Here is an 18,702-nt window from a genome sequence, read left to right as displayed (position 1 = left end):
CCCCGCGCCAATCGGCTAAATGAGCGAGCACTGCACCCGTAGCTCAGCTGGATAGAGCGTTGCCCTCCGAAGGCAAAGGTCACACGTTCGAATCGTGTCGGGTGCGCCACGTCGGTACAAAACTGGTGATGTTAAGGACGCGCGCGGGCGTTTTCGCGGGCGCTGCGCCCTCGCCGGCGAGATGATTGGTCGTACCGTTCCCCGACACCCCGACATTGATCGCGCCGGACTTCGCCTTTGCGAGCGCGATCAGCTCCTTCACGTCCTCGCGGCGGCCTGCGGCGACGGAATGGGCGAACCGATCGGAGAGGCAACGTCGTCCGGTACCAGTCCTGGTCCCTGGATCAGCTCGACCACAGGCGGAACGGGATGACTTTCCTTACGCCTGAGGGCGAGCAGGGCGGCAGAGACAACGTAGAGGGCGACGCCCAACGCATATGTCGAGGCGATGCCGAACAGGATGGAAAGGGTCACGCCCAGCACCGAGGCTAGCATCGAGGTAATGCCGTTGGCGCTCCAAAGGAACGGAAGTATTTCCGAGTGGCGGCGCCAGATGCTTAAGCCGAGCGGGAACATCATGCCCATGCAGAACGCCGGCGGCGCTAACAAGGAGACGGAGATCAGTATCCGGATGTCGGTCGCTTCCGACCGTGCCCAGATGCTCACCAGCGGTGTAAGGAAGCCCGCCACGGTGAGCGTGACGAGGAGAGCAGCCACCCGGCCGAGCACTATGCCGCGATGAGGGGTTAGCGCACCAACCGTCGCACTTCCGATACCGCTGAAGATGAGAATGGTGAAGAGAACGACGCTCAATCCGTAAACGGGATGTCCGAGAAAGACCATTAATCGCTGCATCTGCGACACTTCGATCAGCATAAATCCGAGGCCGATCGCGCTGAAATAGACCACCGGCGGCGTCAGTCTCGATAGCGGCATCTGTCGTGCCAGACGCACAAACGGAACGACGATATAATATGCGCAAGCGCCGAGCGCGACACCGAGCACCAGCAAGATCATGCTGGTAGCCACATTGTTGTTCGTGACGGTGGACGACGGTTTGGTGATGAAATTCGTAAAGCGCTGCGTGAAGAAGAAGAACGGACTATCGTCGGTCGAAGCGGTGATATTCTCCGGCAATGACGCCAAGAAAGCAGGGCCTGCGTTGCCGGAGAGCAATTTAGAAGTGATGGCGTCGAAAGCGACGTCGGGTGCCAGGATAATCTTGAAGCCCTGTGCAGCAAGTCTTACCCGCGCGCTTTGCCATTCGGCGTCCGTGAGGGCGTCGGGGCGGGTGATGACGGTCACGATAGGACCAGCGTTGACGGCGATCACATGCCGCGCGAGTTCGCCCACGGGTACACCGTGCCGCTGTAGTGCGTCGGCGGCGATCGCCACAAGCCGGTAAAATTCTCCGCTATGATCCGTGGGATCGTACCAACGCGAGATCGACAGCAGCCCGCCGGGCTTCAAGGCACGGTAGAAGTCGCCCCAGGCCTCCACAGTATAGAGGCGATTTTCCGTCAGCGTCAGCCCGCCGGCGGCCGTGGCGGCCCAGGTGTCGATCAGCGAAATCTGGACGAGATCATACCGATCGGAAGAATGATTGATGTAGCTGCGTGCTTCGGCGTTCACCAGCTTCACACCCGGCTGACGATCAAGATGGCCGGAGAATTCGGCGAATTTGTCGGTCAGGACCTCGAAAATGGCGGGGTTGATCTCGATTCCGCGGATGCGCTTCGCGCCAAACAAAAGTGCAGAAAGGATGTCGCGCCCGCCGCCGACGCCGATGACAGCCACGTCTGTTGGCGGCTGAACTAGGTAGGCCGCATTGATAACGTCGTCTTTCAGATAGGACAGCTTGTCGAGATCGCCGTCGTGCCGGGTGATGACGGTAGCCGCGTCGGAGTCGATATCCAGATAGTTCTGGTCGATCTTTACCTTGGGATCGCGGGCAAAGCCCCAGCCGAACGGAGCTGTCTCTCCGAGCGGCCTCACTCGTACACGGGAATATGTGTTCCAGCGCTCGAACAGTGTCCCGGTCTCCTCCCGCCCCTTGGCCCAGAACACTCCAAGGTGACTTTTGCCAGCAACATCAAGACCAGTGTGCAGGGCGGCCGTAGTCGCCAGCGTCAGCGCGACCACACCGCTCAGTCGCCGGCTGCCGACATCGCCGCCGCTGCGGACCACCATCCAGCCCGCACCTGCGGCAAAGGCACCGAGCCACAACGTGGCGCTGACGGGATCGACGACGAGCAAAGCGAAGATGATGCCGAGGCATCCGAACGCGGCCCCGGTCAGATCCGCGGCATAGAGCCAGCCACCGGCATACGGAAGACGCGTGAGCAGCAGCGTGATGCAGATGCCGCTTTCGCTGAAGGGGATCACGAATGCCAGGGCCGCAAGCGCGAGAGCGCCCTGCGCGAGGACTGCAGGAATCACGAGAGGCACGCAGAGGAAGGCGACCATCGCGCCAACACCCGAGACTGCGAACCACGAGGCGTGGCGTGCGAACTCGGGGCCCACTGCCTCGGGCCCGTAACGCTCGGCGTTGTTGTAGACCTCCATCGCGCCGCGCGTCAGTCCGAGCATCGCAAGCGAAATGGCCGCGAACGCGAAGTGGTAGTATAGCATCACGCTAAAAAAGCGCGTGATCAGGATCTGGAAAGAAAGAGTAGCGCAGGCCAAGACAAAAATTGCAAAATAGTATCGGCCTGGAATCCTGAGACTTGCCGGCACGGCATTCACCCTTAGTTGGTCATCGGCGAAAAATTAGATCCGTTCTGGCCAACACTGGACAGCGTTTCCTAACATCTGGTTGCCTGTTTGGGCGCCTTACAACTTTTAGGAGAATGTCTTCTTAACTTAACGGTCTCTAAAGGCTTGGCGAAAATCGTGCCGAGTTAACGGACTGTGCCGTGCGGCTTTTCAAACTAAGCGACCGTAACTCGGAAACAGGTCCGTGCCCTAAACATTCTTGACGAGCGGGGACGATAGCGATGCCTCTTCTTGGCCCACCGCGCTGCTCCCGAGATTGATCGAAATGGCCGCAACCGCGAAATCGGGAGACAACAGCCTATGAGGCGTAGCGCAAGATCGCAGTCCGTCGCTGGTCATCGGGCGTGATCGCGTCGCCGGCCGCCGCGTCATAGTGCTACGGCGAAGCAATAGTGCCCATCTTCATCGGCCGTGGCGCGCCAGTCCTACGGCCGTTTCAGGCCAACGCTCACGTCAGCATCGCGACAATCGTCTGGAGCTGGTCCGAGGCGGACGAGACCAGTCCGTCATATGAGGTCTGGCCGTGTGCGGCGGCATTCAGGATACATTCGGCCACGGCCGCTTTCAGGCCGAACACCGATTGATGGGCCGGTACGCTTGCCATCACGGTCTCCAGCGCTTGACGCATCGTGTGAATGAGCTCGGAGCTGTATTGCATTGGCTGTCCTCCGTGCGCTCATATTAGGTCGCGCGACCATGCTTGCCACTCACAAGCCTGAGATTGTGCTTTGAACTGGTTGAGATTGAATGTCTCAATTCAAACGCCAGATAGCCGCATTGAGCACGCCGGCAAACGCGACCCAGGCTGCGTAAGGCACGAACAATGCGGCGGCCAGCCTGTCTCGTGATGCCTCGAGACTGATATAGGTCACGATCGCGACGAACAGGCCGATGAGAATGACGAGCGCAGCGCCGATCTGGTGCATCGTGAACATGACCGGAGACCAGGCGAAGTTGAGCGCCAGTTGCGCAGCCCAGGCCATCATCGCTTTGCCCCCGGGTTCACGGCGAAAGGTCCGCCGGCCCGCGATGGCGATCATGATGTAGAGCAGGGTCCAGGCCACCGGGAACGCCCAGTTCGGTGGCACGAACGCCGGTTTGGCGAGGCCGGCATACCAGTCTCCGGGGAGATTGGTTGCGCCGATCAGCCAGCCGGTGCCGACCACGCCCACCACGAACAACAACAGCTGCAGCATCCATCACCTCGCGCATTTCATCGCGCAATTGTATCATCCTTCCATGAGCGAATCCGACACGGTGACCGGCGAAGCCTCGCCCGTCCGCAAGATCATCCATATCGACATGGATGCCTTCTATGCGTCGGTGGAGCAGCGCGACAATCCGGAGCTGCGCGGCAAGCCGGTCGCGGTCGGAGGCTCCGCGGAACGCGGCGTCGTCGCGGCCGCTAGTTATGAAGCGCGCCAGTTCGGCGTTCGCTCCGCGATGCCGTCGGTCACTGCGAAGCGGCAGTGCCCCGATCTGATCTTCGTCAAGCCGCGTTTCGAGGTCTACAAGGCGATCTCCAGGCAGATCCGCGACATCTTTGCCGAGCACACGCCCATCATCGAACCCTTGTCGCTCGACGAGGCCTATCTCGATGTGACAGAGAACCTGCAAGGAATCCCGCTGGCGCGCGACATCGCGCTGAAGATCCGCGGGAAGATCAAGGCCGAGACTGACCTCAACGCGTCGGCGGGCATCTCCTACAACAAGTTTCTGGCCAAGCTCGCCTCCGATCATCGCAAGCCCAACGGCCAGTTCGTGATCTCGCCGGAGATGGGACCGGTTTTCGTCGAGACGCTGCCGGTCGGCAGGTTCCACGGCATCGGCCCGGCGACGGCTGCGAAGATGAACGCGCTCGGCCTGTTCACCGGTCTCGACATTCGCAACCAGACGCTGGAGTTCATGAATGCGAATTTCGGCAAGTCAGGTGCGTACTATTACTGGATCTCACGCGGCGTCGACGATCGGCCGGTCCGGGCCAACCGGATCCGCAAGTCCATCGGCGCGGAGACCACGTTCTCGACCGACCTTGCCGAATATGACGCGCTCGCCGCGGAGCTAAGACCTCTCGTCGACAAGGTCTGGCGGCATTGCGAGGCGACCGGCAATCGCGGCCGCACCGTCACGCTGAAGATCAAGTTTGCCGACTTCGAGATCATCACACGCAGCAGGTCTGTCGCAGCGGCCGTCGCGGGGCGGGACGATCTGGAGCGGTTGGCGTGCGGCCTGCTCGAAGTCGAGATGCCACTGCCCAAGCGCGTCAGGCTGCTGGGTGTCTCGCTGTCCGCGCTCCAGATCGGGGACGAGGCGGAGCCGCAGCTGACCTTGGGCATTTGAACGGGGCCGGCAGGCCCTCGGCGAACGCGACATCTTTATCCGCGACGCGGCTCAAAACCTGTCGTAGAGACACCAAAACACGATTTTTCGCGATTGATGCTGGAATGCTTGCTCTATTGATACGCCTCGGTTTGCGCTTTGAAGACCGCATCGAGGAGCGCCGGTTTGTCGACCAATACGTCCGAGGCAGTCTCGGGTGGACGCAGATCGCGATGCTGCTCGGCGCCGCCACCTATGCCGGCTACACCCTCTGGGATTGGGTGCTCTATCCCGAAGTCGTTCCAACCACGCTGGCCATCCGTGGCGGCACCGCCCTGTTCGTGCTGCTCCCGCTGACCGCGTTACTGTCACGGCGCTTGATGAAGCCATGGGCGGAGACGATTTTCCTCGTCTACTGCGTCATTCCCGGCTGCATCCTTCCGAGCATCTATCTCGTCCTGCCGTCGGGCTTCACCTTTGCCGCCCCCGGCATGATGATGATCATTCTGTTCGTCTCGACCATGCTGCCATTGCGGATCGGCTCGCTGGCGATTTTCTGCCTGTTGTCGTGGTTGGCGCTGCTGGTCGCCGAGACGTTCGCACCGACGATGCCGATCGGCCTGCGCTTCATCAATCATTCCCTCGTCGGCAACGCCTACGCATTGTCGCTCTACGCCGTGGCCGCGCGCGAATACCGGGCGCGAAAGCAATTCCGAACGTCGGAGGCGCTGCAGCGGGAAAAGGAACGCTCGGAGAAATCGCTGCGCGACCTGCGCGCGACCCAGGAACATCTGGTGCAGGCAGAAAAACTCGCCTCGCTCGGTCGATTGGTGGCCGGTGTGGCGCACGAGGTCAGCACCCCGCTTGGCCTCGCCCTGACGACCTCGACCACCATGCAGACCGATCTGCAGACAATGGCCGACGCATTGGGCGGAGCGTCGGTCCGGCGATCCGATCTGACCAAGGGAATTGACAGGCTCAAGCAGGGGCTCGACCTGACCTTCGACAATCTGCATCGCGCATCCGAGATGGTGCACAGCTTCAGGCAGGTCGCAGTTCACCAGGCCGATGAAGACCGGCGCACGTTCGAGCTTAAGGATTGGCTGGCTGAGCTGATGTCCAAGCTTGGGCCGCTGCTGTCGCACCATGCTCTGGCGGTCGAAGTCCAATGCCCGGCGGGCATCACGCTCAACAGCTACCCCGGAGCGCTCGCCCAGGTGATCAGCAATCTCGCCCTCAATACCGCAGGGCATGCGTACCCGGACAAGAGAGGCGGCAGATTCGTAATCACCGTCAGCCAGCCCGACGCGAAACGGGTCCGGCTGGTCTGCGCCGACGACGGAGTTGGGATACCCGAGGAATTACAGGCGCAGATCTTCGATCCGTTCGTCACGACCGGTCGTGAGAGTGGACATGCCGGCCTCGGGCTGCACATCGCATTCAATTTGGTGGCCTCGTCGCTGAACGGGCGCCTGCGACTTGAGAGCAGGGCGGGGCCAGGGACTCAGATCGCGATCGAGATTCCGATCGAAGCATGATGCTGCGTGGAGCCGCCTCACAAGGCGGCACGCGGCCGATGGTGACGGGATTTTCAGGCCCCGTCACCGATGGAATTCGATCCGCTCGGGGCAATCAATGCCTCACGTGCTCGAACACCACGATCACGCCGGTCGGCTCGGGCTCGTGCGCCATCAGGCGCGTCAGGTCGGAATCGCCCCAATCGGCGAGGCTGACGACTTCGCCGCTCTGGCGGTCGGCACCGAGCGATGGTGTGGGCTCGAGGACCTTGAGGCCCATTTCGTCGACGAAGAAGGTATGCTCGCCGAACATGCTGTTGAGTTGCGGCATGGCCGGGTGTTCGTCGGGCAGCACCTGAGCGCCGAGTTGGTTGACGGTCTGCTTCACCTGTTCGGATGTGAGCTTCATGAGCTGCTCCGTTTCTGTGTCCGGTTTCGTTGGCCAGGGCGGGAGCACGCGTTCCCTGCGCCTTTGTCCGCCTGGCTCGACTCCGAACAGGTGCTGCGCTCAAATGTTCCCGAGAAATGTATTTCGTGATCGGGCGCTGCATCTGCCGCGCTCGCGGCACGAGATCGCCACAGGATGCACACGATTTATCGGAGGACCTGCTACGCGCTGCGGCTTTCACCGACCGAGAGCGCGCAGATGCGTGACAGATATGTGTAGGGCAGGCCGGTCTCCTCGGCCCAGGCATTGAACTGCGCCTGCACCTTGGCGAGATCCCGCTTCGACTTGACCTCTTCGGCAATGTCGAGACCGGCATCGCGCAGGCAAGCCACCACGTCTGCGGAGGTCACAAAACCGTCCCACCCGACGAAGCGCAGCAGCATCTACCCGGTATTGCCGCCGAGCCGGCTGCCGCGCTTGGTCATGAGATCGAGCAGGCCGATCTCGTCGGACGACGGCCACTTCGCCAGAAACTTGCCGAAGCTGCCGTGCTCCTTCGCGATCTCCTGCACGAAGGCAGCGTTGTCGCGCACCGACATGATCTTGGCACCATTGCGCACGATGCGCGCATCGCGCAGCAGGCCTTCCCAATAATCCTCGGGCTGGAAGCTGAGCTCGGCCGGCTGGAAACGCAGGAAAGCGTCTTCAAATCCGTCCCATTTCGTCTCGATCACGCTCCAGGCAAAGCCGGCGCAGAACACACGCTTCGTCATCTCCGCCAGGATGCGATCGTCGCCGAGCTTCGCCAGACGCTTCAGGTCGGGCTTCGCCGGCATCAGCTTTTCCAGGGCCTTGGGTCCGCCCTTGCGTTTCTCGGCGCGGGCGCGAATGGTCTTGAAGGGGGGCATCTGACACGGGCAATTGAGGGCACGCCACGACATCAGAATTCGGCGATCCGGTCCAGCCCTGCGGCGCCGGGTCTCGGCGACGCGCCGGCCGGCGCATGCCTTCGCCTGTTGCCTGGCCGGAAGGACCGGCCGAGCTGGCCTGCTTCTTGCTTCGTGATTTTTGGAATTTCCAGACATTTCAACCTGCTCCGAACGGATTTCGATGCGCTGCCTGGTCGTCGCCGACCTGCACTATTCGCTCCCCCAGTTCGACTGGCTGGTCAGCGCGGCGCCGCAATTCGACCTCGTGATCTTCGCCGGCGATGCGCTCGACATCGGCTCAACGGTGGATTTTCGCGCGCAGATCGTGGTCGTGAAGAGGTACCTCGCGCTGCTTGCCGCGAAGACGCGCGTGATCCTCTGCTCGGGCAATCACGACCTCGACGAGCGCAGTGCAGAAGGCGAGAAGATCTCGCGCTGGATCTCGGACGTACGGGAGCTGGGCATTGCCTGTGACGGCGACAGCTTCACCATCGGCGACACGCTGTTGACGGTTTGCCCGTGGTGGGACGGACCACAAATTAAGCAGCTCATCGCCACGCAGCTCGGCGACGCCGCTTCCGGCCGGCTGCGACGCTGGATCTGGGCACATCACGCGCCACCGGCCGATTCACCGACCAGCTGGGGCGGCAAGCGGTTCTTCGGCGATGTCGAGCTGGCGCAATGGATCACGCAGTACCAGCCTTCGATGGTGATCTCGGGACATGTGCATCAGTCGCCCTTCATCAAGGACGGCTCGTGGTTCGACCGGCTGGGCGAGACCTGGGTGTTCAACGCCGGACTGCAGCCGGGCCGGCCACCGACCTGCATCGTGCTGGACCTCGACGCAGACCAGGCGTTCTGGCTCGCGGCTGGCGAAGCCCAATGGATCGACCTCAGCGCGCCGCTGAAGCGGCCCGCTGCCCCTATCGAGGCGCCGCCCGACTGGCTCACATTCTTGGATCGGATTGCCGATCCGACCCTGGCGAGACCTCAAGCGGCGGCAAGTTGATCATGCTCTGGAGCACTTCGCCAACCATGGCCAGATGCGTGCCGTGACCGGCATATTGCCGCTTGAGATCGGCGAGATAGGTGTTGGCGACGTTGAGCCGCTGTGCCAGCATCCGCGCGATCAACAGCGCGACGCCCGGCTCCTGCCTGAGAACCGATGCTGCATCCTCGAATTCGTAGATGACCGCGTCGGTGCAGGCCCGCACCGTCGCGGTATGCGGCTGCTCGAGCAGCACGGACATTTCACCCAGCACCGCGCCTGGCTCGGCGACGGTGGCGACCACCATCTCGCCCTTAAGCACCTCGAGCCTGCCCTTCATCAGCACGTAGAGATGGCCGCTGGTGCCACCCTCGGTGACGATCAACGTGCCGGCCGCCACCTGCCGTTCCGTTCCGCCGCGGCAATAGTCCAAGACTGCGCGCATCGCTGAAAGCTCCGATCACGGGAGACAGTAGAGCACGATCGGCATCGCCTGCTTGCTCAAATTTTCGGCAAGACCCCGCTAGCGCGACAGGCGCTTGGCGAGATGAACCGACTGCCAGTCTCCGAGCCCGGTATCGTTGAATCCCGCTTTCCTGGCGAGGCCGCGCATCTCAGCATTCGCCCGCGCGGTCTCGGCAGCGATCATCTCATGCCCGAGATCAATCGCGCGCGTTTCCATCGCCGTCATCATCTGAAGGCCGAGCCCCATGCGCTGGAAGGCATCGGCAACCGAGATCGCAAATTCGCCGTGCCGGGCCGTCGCATCGTACGCGTATAGCGCTTCGCCGATGATCCTGCCCCGTCCCTCCTCCCTGAGCTCGGCGAGCAAGGTGAAGTTGTCGAGACCGCCGCTCTTGGCGATGCATTCGGCCGCGACCACGCCGAGGTCGGAACGCGCACCACTGAAGCGCTTGTTGCGTGATGTCGTGGAAAGGCCGGTGAAATAGACCGACAGATTCTCCACGTCGGATGCGCTCGCGGTCCTGATGCAGACCATGCCGTTTGCGTCGGCCAGTTCGACCGGCTCGACGACGGCTCCCGGAAACAGCTGTGACATGCGTGATGCTTTCGGCAGGTTGCTGGGACTTGCAGACCTAGCCGAGGCCGCTCACCGTCCGCTTGGACGGAGCTGCCAATCATGCGGATGAAAACGAACAGCTCGTTTTCATGTGCCGCGGGTCACACACGGGAGAGCGAAGGCACCTCCTCGGGCACGATCGCCTGAAGGCCGCCGAAGCGGCGCTCGCGGCCGTGGAAGGAGGCCAGGGCGGCGGCGAGATCGCTGGCGTCGAATTCAGGCCACATCCGCTCGGTGAAGTGCAGCTCGGCATAGGCGCCTTCCCAGAGCAGGAAGTCCGACAGCCGCTTCTCGCCCGAGGTGCGGATGATGAGATCGACGTCGCGCAGGCCGGCTTCGCCGGTGACGAGCTGTGAGAAGGCTTCGCGGGTGAGGCTCGTCAGCGCGGCCGCCTTCGCCGCGGCATTGAGGATGGCATCACGCGCGGAATAGTCGACGGCGATACGCAGGTGCAGCGTTGAGCCTTCAACTGTCGCGTCTTCGGCTCGTGTGATCGCATTGGCGATACCGTCAGGCAAGCGGTCGCGGCGGCCGATCACGGTGAGGCGCACGCCGTTCTTGACCAGGCTCTGCACCTCGTTGGCGAGATAGAAGCGCAGCAGGGTCATCAGCGCCGCGACCTCGGGCTTCGGTCTCCGCCAATTGTCGGTCGAGAAGGCGTAGAGCGTCAGCGTGCCGATGCCCTGTTTTGGCGCGGCCTCGACGATGCGGCGGATGGTTTCGACGCCGGCCTCGTGGCCGCGCACGCGCGACAGGCCCCGCCGCGTCGCCCATCGTCCGTTGCCGTCCATGATGATGCCAACATGAAGCTTTTCGTTGCGGGACGCAAGGTCACTTTGCATTGCAAAGTCTCCGGTCAAAAAGGGGGAGGATCAGGTCGAGACGATACCGAGGCGGCCGAGCGGCGGCGCCTCGCGGCCGGCGGCTTTCGCAGCGTCGCGCACCAGGCGTTCGAGCACGGCGAGATAGTCGAGGAAACGGCGGCGCCCGGCCTTGGTGAGGCGGCAGGTGGTGTGCGGGCGGTTGCCCTCGTAGCCCTTGGTCACCTCGACGAGGCCGGCCTCCTGCAGCACGCCGAGATGCCGGCTGAGATTGCCGTCGGTGAGGCCGCACAGCTGCTTGAGGTCGGCGAATGCCAACCCCTTGGGATGCGCCATCAACGAGGTCAGAAGCCCGAGCCTCGCCTTCTCGTGGATCACGCGGTCGAGCCCTTCATAGGAGAAAGGCGCGCTGTCAGCCTTCAACATCATGGTCTCCAGATGCGACATAGAGAATGCCCGCCATCACCGACTGCCCGATCTCGTAGGGCAGGCCCATGGTCCATGGCGACAGCGTGTGCGTCTGGCTCGCGAGCACCACCACGGCGAAGCCGGACACGAAATACCAGGCGCCGGCGAGCGCGACGGTGCGCGGCAGCGAGCGGACAGAAGCGAAGATGCCGAGCGATACCAGGATCTGCCACAGGCCCGGGAGCAGCCACAGCGTCTCGCCCGCGAACTTCCACATCACCACCGCGAGCAGCACACCGGCAACGCCCGCCGGCAGAAACTGCTCGACCGCCTGGTGGATCATGGCGTCGGCCAGACCCGAATGATGGCGGCGCGAACGCGCGCGCATCTCGATCCCGATGATCAGGCCGGACAGCGCGGCGGCAACGAACCAACCGAAGAAGAAGCCGAGCGGCTCGCTGTTGGGATCGCCCAGCAGCCAGAATTGCAGGATCGCGGTGAGCAGCGCGACAGCGCCGGTCGCGGCCATCGTCGCGGGGCCATAGCCGCGGAATGCCGTGCCGGCCGCAATCTGGCTGCGGATCGCCACGATGTCGGCCAGTGCCTTGTCGAGATCGCGCAACGCCAGAACCTCGCTCCGCCCGTGTTTCCGGGATTGCTCGTCCCGTTACTTTGTAATGCAAAGTATATGGCATTGCAAAGCAAACGCAAGCCTGAAAGTCGCCGCGAGAGGATTTCGGCGGCACAGACAACTGCCGGTTGCGCACGCCCGGCTCCCGTAGATAAGATGCGGTCCAGAAGCGTCCGGGGGCTGGTATGTGGCTTAAGTCATTTATTCTCGCATCTCTATTGCAAATAGGTATCGCCGGAGCCGCGAATGCGGCGGGACCGTTCGGCAGCGTCAATGTCGGCAACTGGATCGGCGGCGCCTTCAGCAACGACCAGACCGGTGCCTTCTCCCATTGCGCCGCGACGACGCCTTACCTCAACGGCGTTATCCTGGTTGTCGGCTACAACGCTGTCGGCACCTGGTCGCTGGCCTTTGCGAGCCCGAGCTACCGCTTCAAGCAAGGTGAGAACGCCGCGATCGACGTCATCTTCGACGGACAGGAACAGGCGAGACTGTTCGCCACGGCCAATCAGCCGAACATGCTCACGGCGGTCATGCCCGCCAACGTGGTGCGTACGTTTCAGAAGGCAAGCCTGATGGTCGCAACCAGCGGCCGCACCGTGCTGAATTTCGACCTGACATCGACCGGGCCGGTGATCGCGGCATTGGCCAATTGCGTGAGCAAGGTGAAAGCCGACGGGCTCGACAAGGCCGGGGACTTCACCAAGGTTGCGGCGAAGCCCGCAGTGGCCGGCGACAAGCAAGGTGCGCCTCCCGCCAAGCCGGGACGAACCGGAACCTTCACCGGCACTGGTTTTGTAGTCAGTCCCAACGGGCATGTCGTCACCAACAGTCACGTGATCGATAGCTGCACCGGAGACATCAAGGGCAATCTTGCCAGCGAGGCCGCGATGGTTCTGCGCGTCGTCTCCAGCGACGCGACAAACGATCTCGCGCTGCTGCAGGCGCCGGCGACAGCAGTGTTCAAGGATTTTACGAAGATCCGGGACCGCTCGATGCACTCCGGCGATTCAGTGGTGGCCATCGGCTTCCCGCTGCACGGCTATCTCTCCTCCGACCTGACCGTGACGACGGGAATCGTCAGCTCACTCAGCGGCTTCCGCAATCACACCGGACGTTTGCAGATCAGCGCGGCTGTTCAAGCGGGCAACAGTGGGGGCCCCTTGTTCGACTTGTCCGGCCAGGTCGCCGGCATCGTCGTTGCCAAGCTCAACGCGCTCAGGATGATCAAGGAGACCGGGCAACTGACGGAGAATATCAACTTTGCCATCAAGACCGGCGCGTTGCGCGACTTCCTCGACAACTCCGTGGTGCCCTACCAGACCGCAGAGCCCAAGGGCGAACTGAAGACAGCCGACATCGCCGCCAACGCCCGCGCCTACACGATGCTGATCTCGTGTACCGGCACGGAGCAGGCGGACGCGAAGCGGTAAACCGCTCCGCCCTCAGTACGGAGCGACGGGCCGCACGCGCCGCGGCGGCCGCGGTTGCGCCGGCAGCACCTGGCCGTAGGCGAAGCGCGGATTGCGATCGCAGTACAAGAGCCGGCCGGACACGCTGGCCTGGCATTGTTCGTAGGTAGCGTAGGCGCATTCGCCGGGATAATCATAGTCACCGCCCTGGGCGCACCATGGATAGTCGCGCGCAGCCGCGGGCGTGACGGTGGCGAAACCCGCGAGGACCGCCGCGCTGAACGTCAGCAGCATCAATTGCTTCTTGCGCATGATCCAACTCCTCTCTAGCTGGCCCGAGATACGGCGCCATCTATTATCAGGTTTCGCAACGCGGTTTTATTCCAGATCAACGAAACAAGGCACGCAAGAAAAAAGCCCTGCCAAACGGCAGGGCTCCTATCCTCACGATCACAAGGCCGCTACTCGACCTTCAGGCCGGCGAACTCGACGACCTTCTTCCACTTCTCGGTCTCGGCCTTGATCTCCTCGCCAAACGCCTCGGGAGTCTGCACCCGCGGCTCGCCGCCGAGCTCGACCAGACGCTTGGCCATGTCGGGCTCCTTGATCACCGCGTTGACCTCGGCGTTGAGCTTGGCGATGATCTCCTTCGGCGTGTTCTTCGGCGCGCCCATGCCGAACAGTGCGCTGGCCTCATAGCCCTTGACGGTGTCGGCGATCGGCTGCACGTCAGGCAGCTGCGCCGAGCGTTCCGTGGTGGTGACCCCGATGGCGCGAAGCGAGCCGGAGCGGATGTGCTGGATGATCGAAGGCATGTTGTCGAAGATCACCTGCACCTGGCCGGCGAGCATGTCGGTGATCGCGGGCGCGGCGCCGCGATAAGGCACGTGCTGCATCTTGCAGCCGGTCATGGCCATGAACATCTCGCCGGACAGATGCACCGAGGTGCCGTTGCCGGACGAGGCCATGTTGACCTTGCCCGGATTGGCCTTCACGTATTCGATGAACTCGGCGACGTTCTTGGCCGGCACGTCCTTGTTGACGGTCATCACGTTCGGCACGCGTTGGAACGAGGCGACCGGCGCCATGTCGCGCACGAAGTTGAACTTCAGATTGGTGTAGAGCGAGGCGTTGATGTAGTTGGCCGGATTGACCAGCTGCAGCGTGTAGCCGTCGGGCTCGGCATTGATGACCGATTCGGTGGCGATGTTGTTGCCGGCACCCGGCTTGTTCTCGATCACGAATTGCTGGCCGAGCTTTTCCGACAGGCGCTGGCCGATCAGCCGCGCCAGGATGTCGGTGGCCCCGCCCGGCGGATAGCCGACCACCCATTTCACCGGGCGGGCCGGATAATCGGCGGCAAAGGCCTTCGACAGCGGGGTGGCTGCAAGCGGACTGGCGGCGAGCAGGCCCAGCGCGGTACGGCGAGTGATCATCTCAAGGGTTCTCCCAACGTGTTGTTCTTGAAGCCAGATTGCTTGAACCCGGCGTCGGTGGGGTTGTAACAAAGCTTGCGGAGCGCGGAAAGTGCACGGGGCGCATCACGACGAAAGGATAAGACATGCCTGTTAAAGTCGAGGCCCTCGATCATCTCGTGATCAACGTCGCCGATGTCGCGGCCAGCGCGGAGTGGTACCGCAGAATTCTCGGCATGGAAGTCAAGGTGTTCGATCCCGGCGGCGGGAAAGCGCCGCGGACTTCGCTTCACTTTGGTAACCAGAAGATCAACGTCCGGCCGCGCGACGCCGACAAGGTGGAGTGGTTTACCGCCGACCAGGCGACCGCCGGCAGCGAGGACCTCTGCTTCCTCACCTCCGCCGCGCCCGACGAGGTGGTGGCGCATTTGCAGGCACACGGCATCGCGATCGAGGAAGGCCCGGTTCCCAAGCAGGGTGCGCGCGGCACGCTGCGCTCGGTCTATTGCCGGGATCCCGACGGCAGCCTGATCGAGATCTCCTCATACGGGGATTGAGGCCGGTAGGGCCATCGCCGCCTGCCCCATCGTCATTGCGAGCGAAGCGAAGCAACCCAGACTGTCTCCGCAGACGCAGTCTGGATTGCTTCGTCGCAAGGGCTCCTCGCAATGACGAGGAGAGAGGGCAGCCTCACACGCCCCCCCGATTTGCGCCCGGCGCCGTCCGATGGCAGGAAGACGCAATCATCAGAAGACAGCCGCCATCAAGATGCAGGCTGCACGGGGAGGATCCATGCCACTTCAACAGACCGCAGCCGGGACCGTCGGCCCATTCGACGGGCTCGACGTGCCCTGGCTCTTGAGGATGCGCGCCGAGGTCCGGCGTGACCATCCGTTCCTGATCTGGGCGCCGTTCGATGCGCCGGCGCAGCGCTGGAGCTATGGCGAATTTCACGAGCGGGTCGGCGCGCTCGCGGCAGGGCTGGCACGGCGCGGCGTCAAGCCGGGCGAATATGTGCTCATTCATCTGGACAATTGCATCGAGGCGCTGGTGGCCTGGTTTGCCTGTGTCGAGTTAGGAGCCATTGCGGTCACCACCAACACCCGCTCGGCGCCGGCCGAGATCGCGTATTTTGCCGATCATTGCGGCGCGGTCGCCGCGATCACGCAGCCAGCCTATGCGGAGATCGTCGCGCAGAACTGCCGCAACATAAGCTGGATGGCAGTGACCTCGCATGATGCCGGCGCAGCGCCCGCGCACGGCGTATCGCGCGGCGACAGTTTTGAATCCCTGTTCGCCGACAGTGCCGACCGCCCCAGGCGCGTGGCCGATCCGCTGGCGCCGTGCAGCGTGCAGTACACCTCGGGCACGACCTCGCGCCCCAAGGCCGTGCTGTGGACCCATGCCAACGCGCTGTGGGGCGCCAAGATCAACGCCGCGCACGAGGACCTGCACGCCAGCGACGTGCACCAGACCTATCTGCCGCTGTTCCACACCAATGCCCTCGCCTACTCCATGCTGGCGACGCTGTGGGTCGGCGCCACCTGCGTGATCCAGCCGCGCTTCTCCGCGAGCCGGTTCTGGGGTGTCGCGCGCGAGCACGGCGCGACCTGGACCTCGACGATTCCGTTCTGCATGAAGGCGCTGCTCGAGCAGGAGATCCCGAGAGATCACAAATTCCGCCTGTGGGGCACCGCGATCAACGAGCCGCCGGCCTTTGCCGCCTTCGGGATCAAGATGATCGGCTGGTGGGGCATGACCGAGACCATCACCCACGGCATCGTCGGCGAGGTCGACCAGCCCAACATACCGATGTCGATCGGCCGCGCGGCGCCGGAATATGAAATCCGCATCACCGACGATGAGGGACGGCCGACCGAGGTCGGCGACACCGGCAATCTCGCGATCAAGGGCATCCCCGGCCTGTCGCTGTTCGCCGAATATCTGCACAACGAGAAAGCGACGCGCGAGAGCTTTGACGCGCACGGCTTCTTCCTCACCGGCGACCGCGTCGAGCGACTTGCGAACGGCACCATCAAGTTCGGCGACCGCGCCAAGGACATGCTGAAGGTCGGCGGCGAGAACGTCGCGGCCTCCGAGATCGAGCAGGTGATTGCGCTGGTGCCGGGCGTGCGCGAGGCCGCCGTGGTGGCGAAGCCGCATCCCATGCTGGACGAGGTGCCGGTCGTCTTCATCATCCCGCAAGGCGGCGTCGCCGGTGCTGCGCCAGATCTGCACGAGCGCGTCATGGAAGCCTGCCGCAAGGGCCTTGCCGACTTCAAGGTGCCGCGCGAGATCAGGCTCGTCGACGACATGCCGCGCTCGACGCTGGAGAAGGTGGCGAAGGCGGAGCTGCGGAAGATGGTGGGGTAGCGCACGGCCACACGGCGCGCTGCCGTAGGGTGGGCAAAGCGAAGCGTGCCCACCATTCAAAGTGTGATCGGAGAGAGCTCGTGGGCACGGCGCTTTGCGCCTTTGCCCACCCTACGGCAGCGGAGAACGTCGCGTTAGAACGACCCCAGCGCCACAGGCCTGAACGCCTGCAGCAGCTGCTGGTCGAGCTTGCCGCCCATGCCTTCCATCATCCCGAACGCACGGGAATGCGTGAAGGGCATGCGGTAGGCGCGTTTCTCGACCAGCGCGGCGTAGATGTCGACGATCGTCGTCAAACGGACGATGTCGCTGATCTGGTTCGACGACAGGCCGTTCGGATAGCCTGAGCCGTCGAGGAATTCGTGGTGATGCAGCACGACGTCGAGCATCTCCGGCGGGAAGCCGCCTTGCGCTGCGAGCGCGTCATAGCCGCGGCGCGGATGCTGGCGGACCTCGGCCATCTCCTCGTCGGAGAGCTTGCCGGGCTTGTCGAGCAGCGCGGAGGGAACGAAGGCCTTGCCGACATCGTGCAGCAGCGCAGCGCGGGTCAGCCGGCGCTGGTCGTCCTCGCGCATACCTAGGTGCTGCGCGAACGAGACGGCGAAGCCGGTGACGAACAGGCAGTGCCGGTAGCTGCCGACATGGTGACAGCCCACCGTGGTGAGCCATTCACGCAGCGAGGAGTGCTTGATCGCCTTCAGGATCTTGCTCTCGGCGGCGATCACGTCGTCGAAGGTCAGGGGCACGCCGAGCGGCAGCTTCTCGAACATCTTCGCCAGCACCGCGTGCGCCGCCTCGACGCCGCGGTTGAGCGTCTTGCCGCGGTCGGTCGCGTCATAGGCGGCGGTGTCCGGGAAGGCAGCGCGGATGCGCTGAAGGATGGCGTCCGCCTGGAGTGGCCGCGAGATGGTGTCGGTGGCGCCCAGCGCCCAGGCCTGCATGGTGCCGTGATGCAGCGCATCGGCGAGCACGAACAGCCGCGGCATCGAACGATAGGCATCGCCGCGCAGCTTGTTGCGCACCCGCTGCACGCTCTCGGGCGAACGCAGGTTGATATCGACCACGAGGCCGGACAGATCGCGTGAGGGCTGCTCGGGAATGCCCTGCGTCGTCACCGTCGAGACATCGCCGACCGCCTTCAGGATGCTGGCGAGCTCGGTGCTCTCGTCGCTCCGATCGGAGGCGAGCAGAAGCCGGCGTTTGGCGGCGGTTTTGGCTGAGGCGTTCATGACTTCCCCAAAGCACGGGATTGGATTTGGCGTCAGCCTAAGCCGGATCAGGTTCTCTGGCCCTTAAGAGGCGTGCTCAATGGAACCTTCTGGAATTGGGTGCAATTTTACGGATTTCGGTTCCGGAAGGGGAACGGCAAAAATCGCGAAAACAACCCCATGCACAGTAGAAGGGGCATTGAAAGATAAGGGGAATTTTGAGTGCGCTCCCCCGCTATCATCGCCCGGCTTGCCGCCTTCGCTGAAGCCTTCGGCGCGCCGAGCACTCGTGTGAGCCTCGGCGGAGCCGCGACCGGGCGACCCAGTACGCCGAGGCGCTGCGGCCGGAACCGAGAAACCGCGACGTACGGGATGCCCGGCCTTCGCGGGCATGACATCGAGATTGGGGAGACAGCCACCAAAACAAATCCGCCGGA

The 18,702-nt window shown here is 63.4% G+C and carries 19 protein-coding genes, 1 tRNA gene and 1 pseudogene; 7 read left to right on the top strand and 14 right to left on the bottom strand.

Features of this window, described 5'->3' with window-relative positions:
* Positions 1-32 precede the first annotated feature (32 nt).
* Positions 33-109 (top strand) — tRNA-Arg (locus A3AS_RS0120785).
* Here A3AS_RS0120785 and A3AS_RS45330 read toward each other — a convergent pair.
* The 4 genes from A3AS_RS45330 to A3AS_RS0120765 form a co-directional block, all read right to left on the bottom strand.
* Positions 80-262, bottom strand: a complete 183-nt coding sequence (locus tag A3AS_RS45330) for a hypothetical protein (protein ID WP_026202189.1) — start codon at positions 260-262, stop codon at positions 80-82. The genes A3AS_RS0120785 and A3AS_RS45330 overlap by 30 nt on opposite strands.
* Positions 259-2,736 carry a hypothetical protein gene (locus A3AS_RS0120775; protein WP_198293711.1) on the bottom strand — a complete coding sequence of 826 codons (2,478 nt, stop codon included), beginning with the start codon at positions 2,734-2,736 and terminating at the stop codon, positions 259-261. The genes A3AS_RS45330 and A3AS_RS0120775 overlap by 4 nt, the downstream gene beginning before the upstream one ends.
* A gap of 487 nt (positions 2,737-3,223) precedes the next feature.
* A complete protein-coding gene (locus A3AS_RS0120770; RefSeq protein ID WP_018319492.1) occupies positions 3,224-3,433 on the bottom strand; it encodes a hypothetical protein in 210 nt (69 codons plus the stop codon).
* Between the two features lie 94 nt (positions 3,434-3,527).
* Complete coding sequence (locus A3AS_RS0120765; RefSeq protein ID WP_018319491.1) at positions 3,528-3,971, bottom strand: TspO/MBR family protein; 444 nt, start codon at positions 3,969-3,971, stop codon at positions 3,528-3,530.
* A 43-nt stretch (positions 3,972-4,014) separates the two neighbouring features.
* Between A3AS_RS0120765 and dinB the strand changes: the two genes are divergently transcribed.
* The gene (gene dinB, locus A3AS_RS0120760; protein ID WP_018319490.1) at positions 4,015-5,115 is read left to right on the top strand and encodes a DNA polymerase IV; all 1,101 of its coding nucleotides are present in this window, start codon (positions 4,015-4,017) and stop codon (positions 5,113-5,115) included.
* Positions 5,116-5,219: 104 nt separating this feature from the next.
* On the top strand, positions 5,220-6,632 hold the full coding sequence (locus A3AS_RS0120755) for a sensor histidine kinase (protein ID WP_026202188.1): 1,413 nt from the start codon (positions 5,220-5,222) through the stop codon (positions 6,630-6,632).
* A 94-nt stretch (positions 6,633-6,726) separates the two neighbouring features.
* Here the strand turns inward: A3AS_RS0120755 and A3AS_RS0120750 are convergent, their stop codons facing one another.
* Both A3AS_RS0120750 and A3AS_RS0120745 read right to left on the bottom strand, forming a co-directional pair.
* Entirely contained in the window at positions 6,727-7,020 is a 294-nt protein-coding gene (locus A3AS_RS0120750) for a hypothetical protein (RefSeq protein ID WP_018319488.1), read from the bottom strand.
* A gap of 200 nt (positions 7,021-7,220) precedes the next feature.
* Positions 7,221-7,907: pseudogene (locus tag A3AS_RS0120745) on the bottom strand (DNA-3-methyladenine glycosylase I).
* 202 nt (positions 7,908-8,109) lie between these two features.
* On the opposite strand from A3AS_RS0120745, the gene A3AS_RS0120740 reads away from it, so the two are divergent.
* Positions 8,110-8,937 (top strand): metallophosphoesterase, encoded by an 828-nt coding sequence (locus A3AS_RS0120740; RefSeq protein WP_018319487.1) that lies wholly within the window; start codon positions 8,110-8,112, stop codon positions 8,935-8,937.
* Here A3AS_RS0120740 and A3AS_RS0120735 read toward each other — a convergent pair.
* The 5 genes from A3AS_RS0120735 to A3AS_RS0120715 form a co-directional block, all read right to left on the bottom strand.
* Positions 8,876-9,361 (bottom strand): Crp/Fnr family transcriptional regulator, encoded by a 486-nt coding sequence (locus A3AS_RS0120735; RefSeq protein WP_018319486.1) that lies wholly within the window; start codon positions 9,359-9,361, stop codon positions 8,876-8,878. The genes A3AS_RS0120740 and A3AS_RS0120735 overlap by 62 nt on opposite strands.
* A 78-nt stretch (positions 9,362-9,439) precedes the next feature.
* Positions 9,440-9,976 carry a GNAT family N-acetyltransferase gene (locus A3AS_RS0120730; protein ID WP_018319485.1) on the bottom strand — a complete coding sequence of 179 codons (537 nt, stop codon included), beginning with the start codon at positions 9,974-9,976 and terminating at the stop codon, positions 9,440-9,442.
* A 122-nt stretch (positions 9,977-10,098) separates the two neighbouring features.
* The gene (locus tag A3AS_RS0120725; protein WP_018319484.1) at positions 10,099-10,839 is read right to left on the bottom strand and encodes a di-trans,poly-cis-decaprenylcistransferase; all 741 of its coding nucleotides are present in this window, start codon (positions 10,837-10,839) and stop codon (positions 10,099-10,101) included.
* Between the two features lie 30 nt (positions 10,840-10,869).
* Complete coding sequence (locus A3AS_RS0120720; RefSeq protein WP_026202187.1) at positions 10,870-11,244, bottom strand: transcriptional regulator; 375 nt, start codon at positions 11,242-11,244, stop codon at positions 10,870-10,872.
* Entirely contained in the window at positions 11,231-11,848 is a 618-nt protein-coding gene (locus tag A3AS_RS0120715; RefSeq protein ID WP_018319482.1) for a hypothetical protein, read from the bottom strand. Before A3AS_RS0120715 ends, A3AS_RS0120720 begins: the two co-directional genes overlap by 14 nt.
* Before the next feature lie 194 nt (positions 11,849-12,042).
* Here A3AS_RS0120715 and A3AS_RS0120710 point away from each other — a divergent pair, with 194 nt between their 5' ends.
* Positions 12,043-13,290, top strand: a complete 1,248-nt coding sequence (locus A3AS_RS0120710) for a S1C family serine protease (protein ID WP_026202186.1) — start codon at positions 12,043-12,045, stop codon at positions 13,288-13,290.
* 12 nt (positions 13,291-13,302) lie between these two features.
* Here the strand turns inward: A3AS_RS0120710 and A3AS_RS0120705 are convergent, their stop codons facing one another.
* Positions 13,303-13,581, bottom strand: a complete 279-nt coding sequence (locus tag A3AS_RS0120705; RefSeq protein ID WP_018319480.1) for a DUF3551 domain-containing protein — start codon at positions 13,579-13,581, stop codon at positions 13,303-13,305.
* A 149-nt stretch (positions 13,582-13,730) separates the two neighbouring features.
* Complete coding sequence (locus A3AS_RS0120700; RefSeq protein ID WP_018319479.1) at positions 13,731-14,705, bottom strand: tripartite tricarboxylate transporter substrate binding protein; 975 nt, start codon at positions 14,703-14,705, stop codon at positions 13,731-13,733.
* 125 nt (positions 14,706-14,830) lie between these two features.
* On the opposite strand from A3AS_RS0120700, the gene A3AS_RS0120695 reads away from it, so the two are divergent.
* Entirely contained in the window at positions 14,831-15,241 is a 411-nt protein-coding gene (locus A3AS_RS0120695) for a VOC family protein (protein WP_018319478.1), read from the top strand.
* 235 nt (positions 15,242-15,476) lie between these two features.
* Positions 15,477-17,057, top strand: coding sequence for an AMP-binding protein (locus A3AS_RS0120690; RefSeq protein ID WP_026202185.1), 1,581 nt, complete (start codon positions 15,477-15,479; stop codon positions 17,055-17,057).
* A gap of 134 nt (positions 17,058-17,191) precedes the next feature.
* Here the strand turns inward: A3AS_RS0120690 and A3AS_RS0120685 are convergent, their stop codons facing one another.
* Positions 17,192-18,286: an HD-GYP domain-containing protein gene (locus tag A3AS_RS0120685; protein ID WP_018319476.1), complete on the bottom strand. Its 1,095-nt coding sequence runs from the start codon at positions 18,284-18,286 to the stop codon at positions 17,192-17,194.
* Between the last annotated feature and the right edge of the window lie 416 nt (positions 18,287-18,702).

It is taken from the genome of Bradyrhizobium sp. WSM2793 (genome assembly GCF_000379585.1).
Lineage (GTDB): Bacteria > Pseudomonadota > Alphaproteobacteria > Rhizobiales > Xanthobacteraceae > Bradyrhizobium.
The sequence above is the reverse complement of the archived record's forward strand: the minus strand, read 5'-3'. Positions and strand labels throughout refer to the sequence as shown.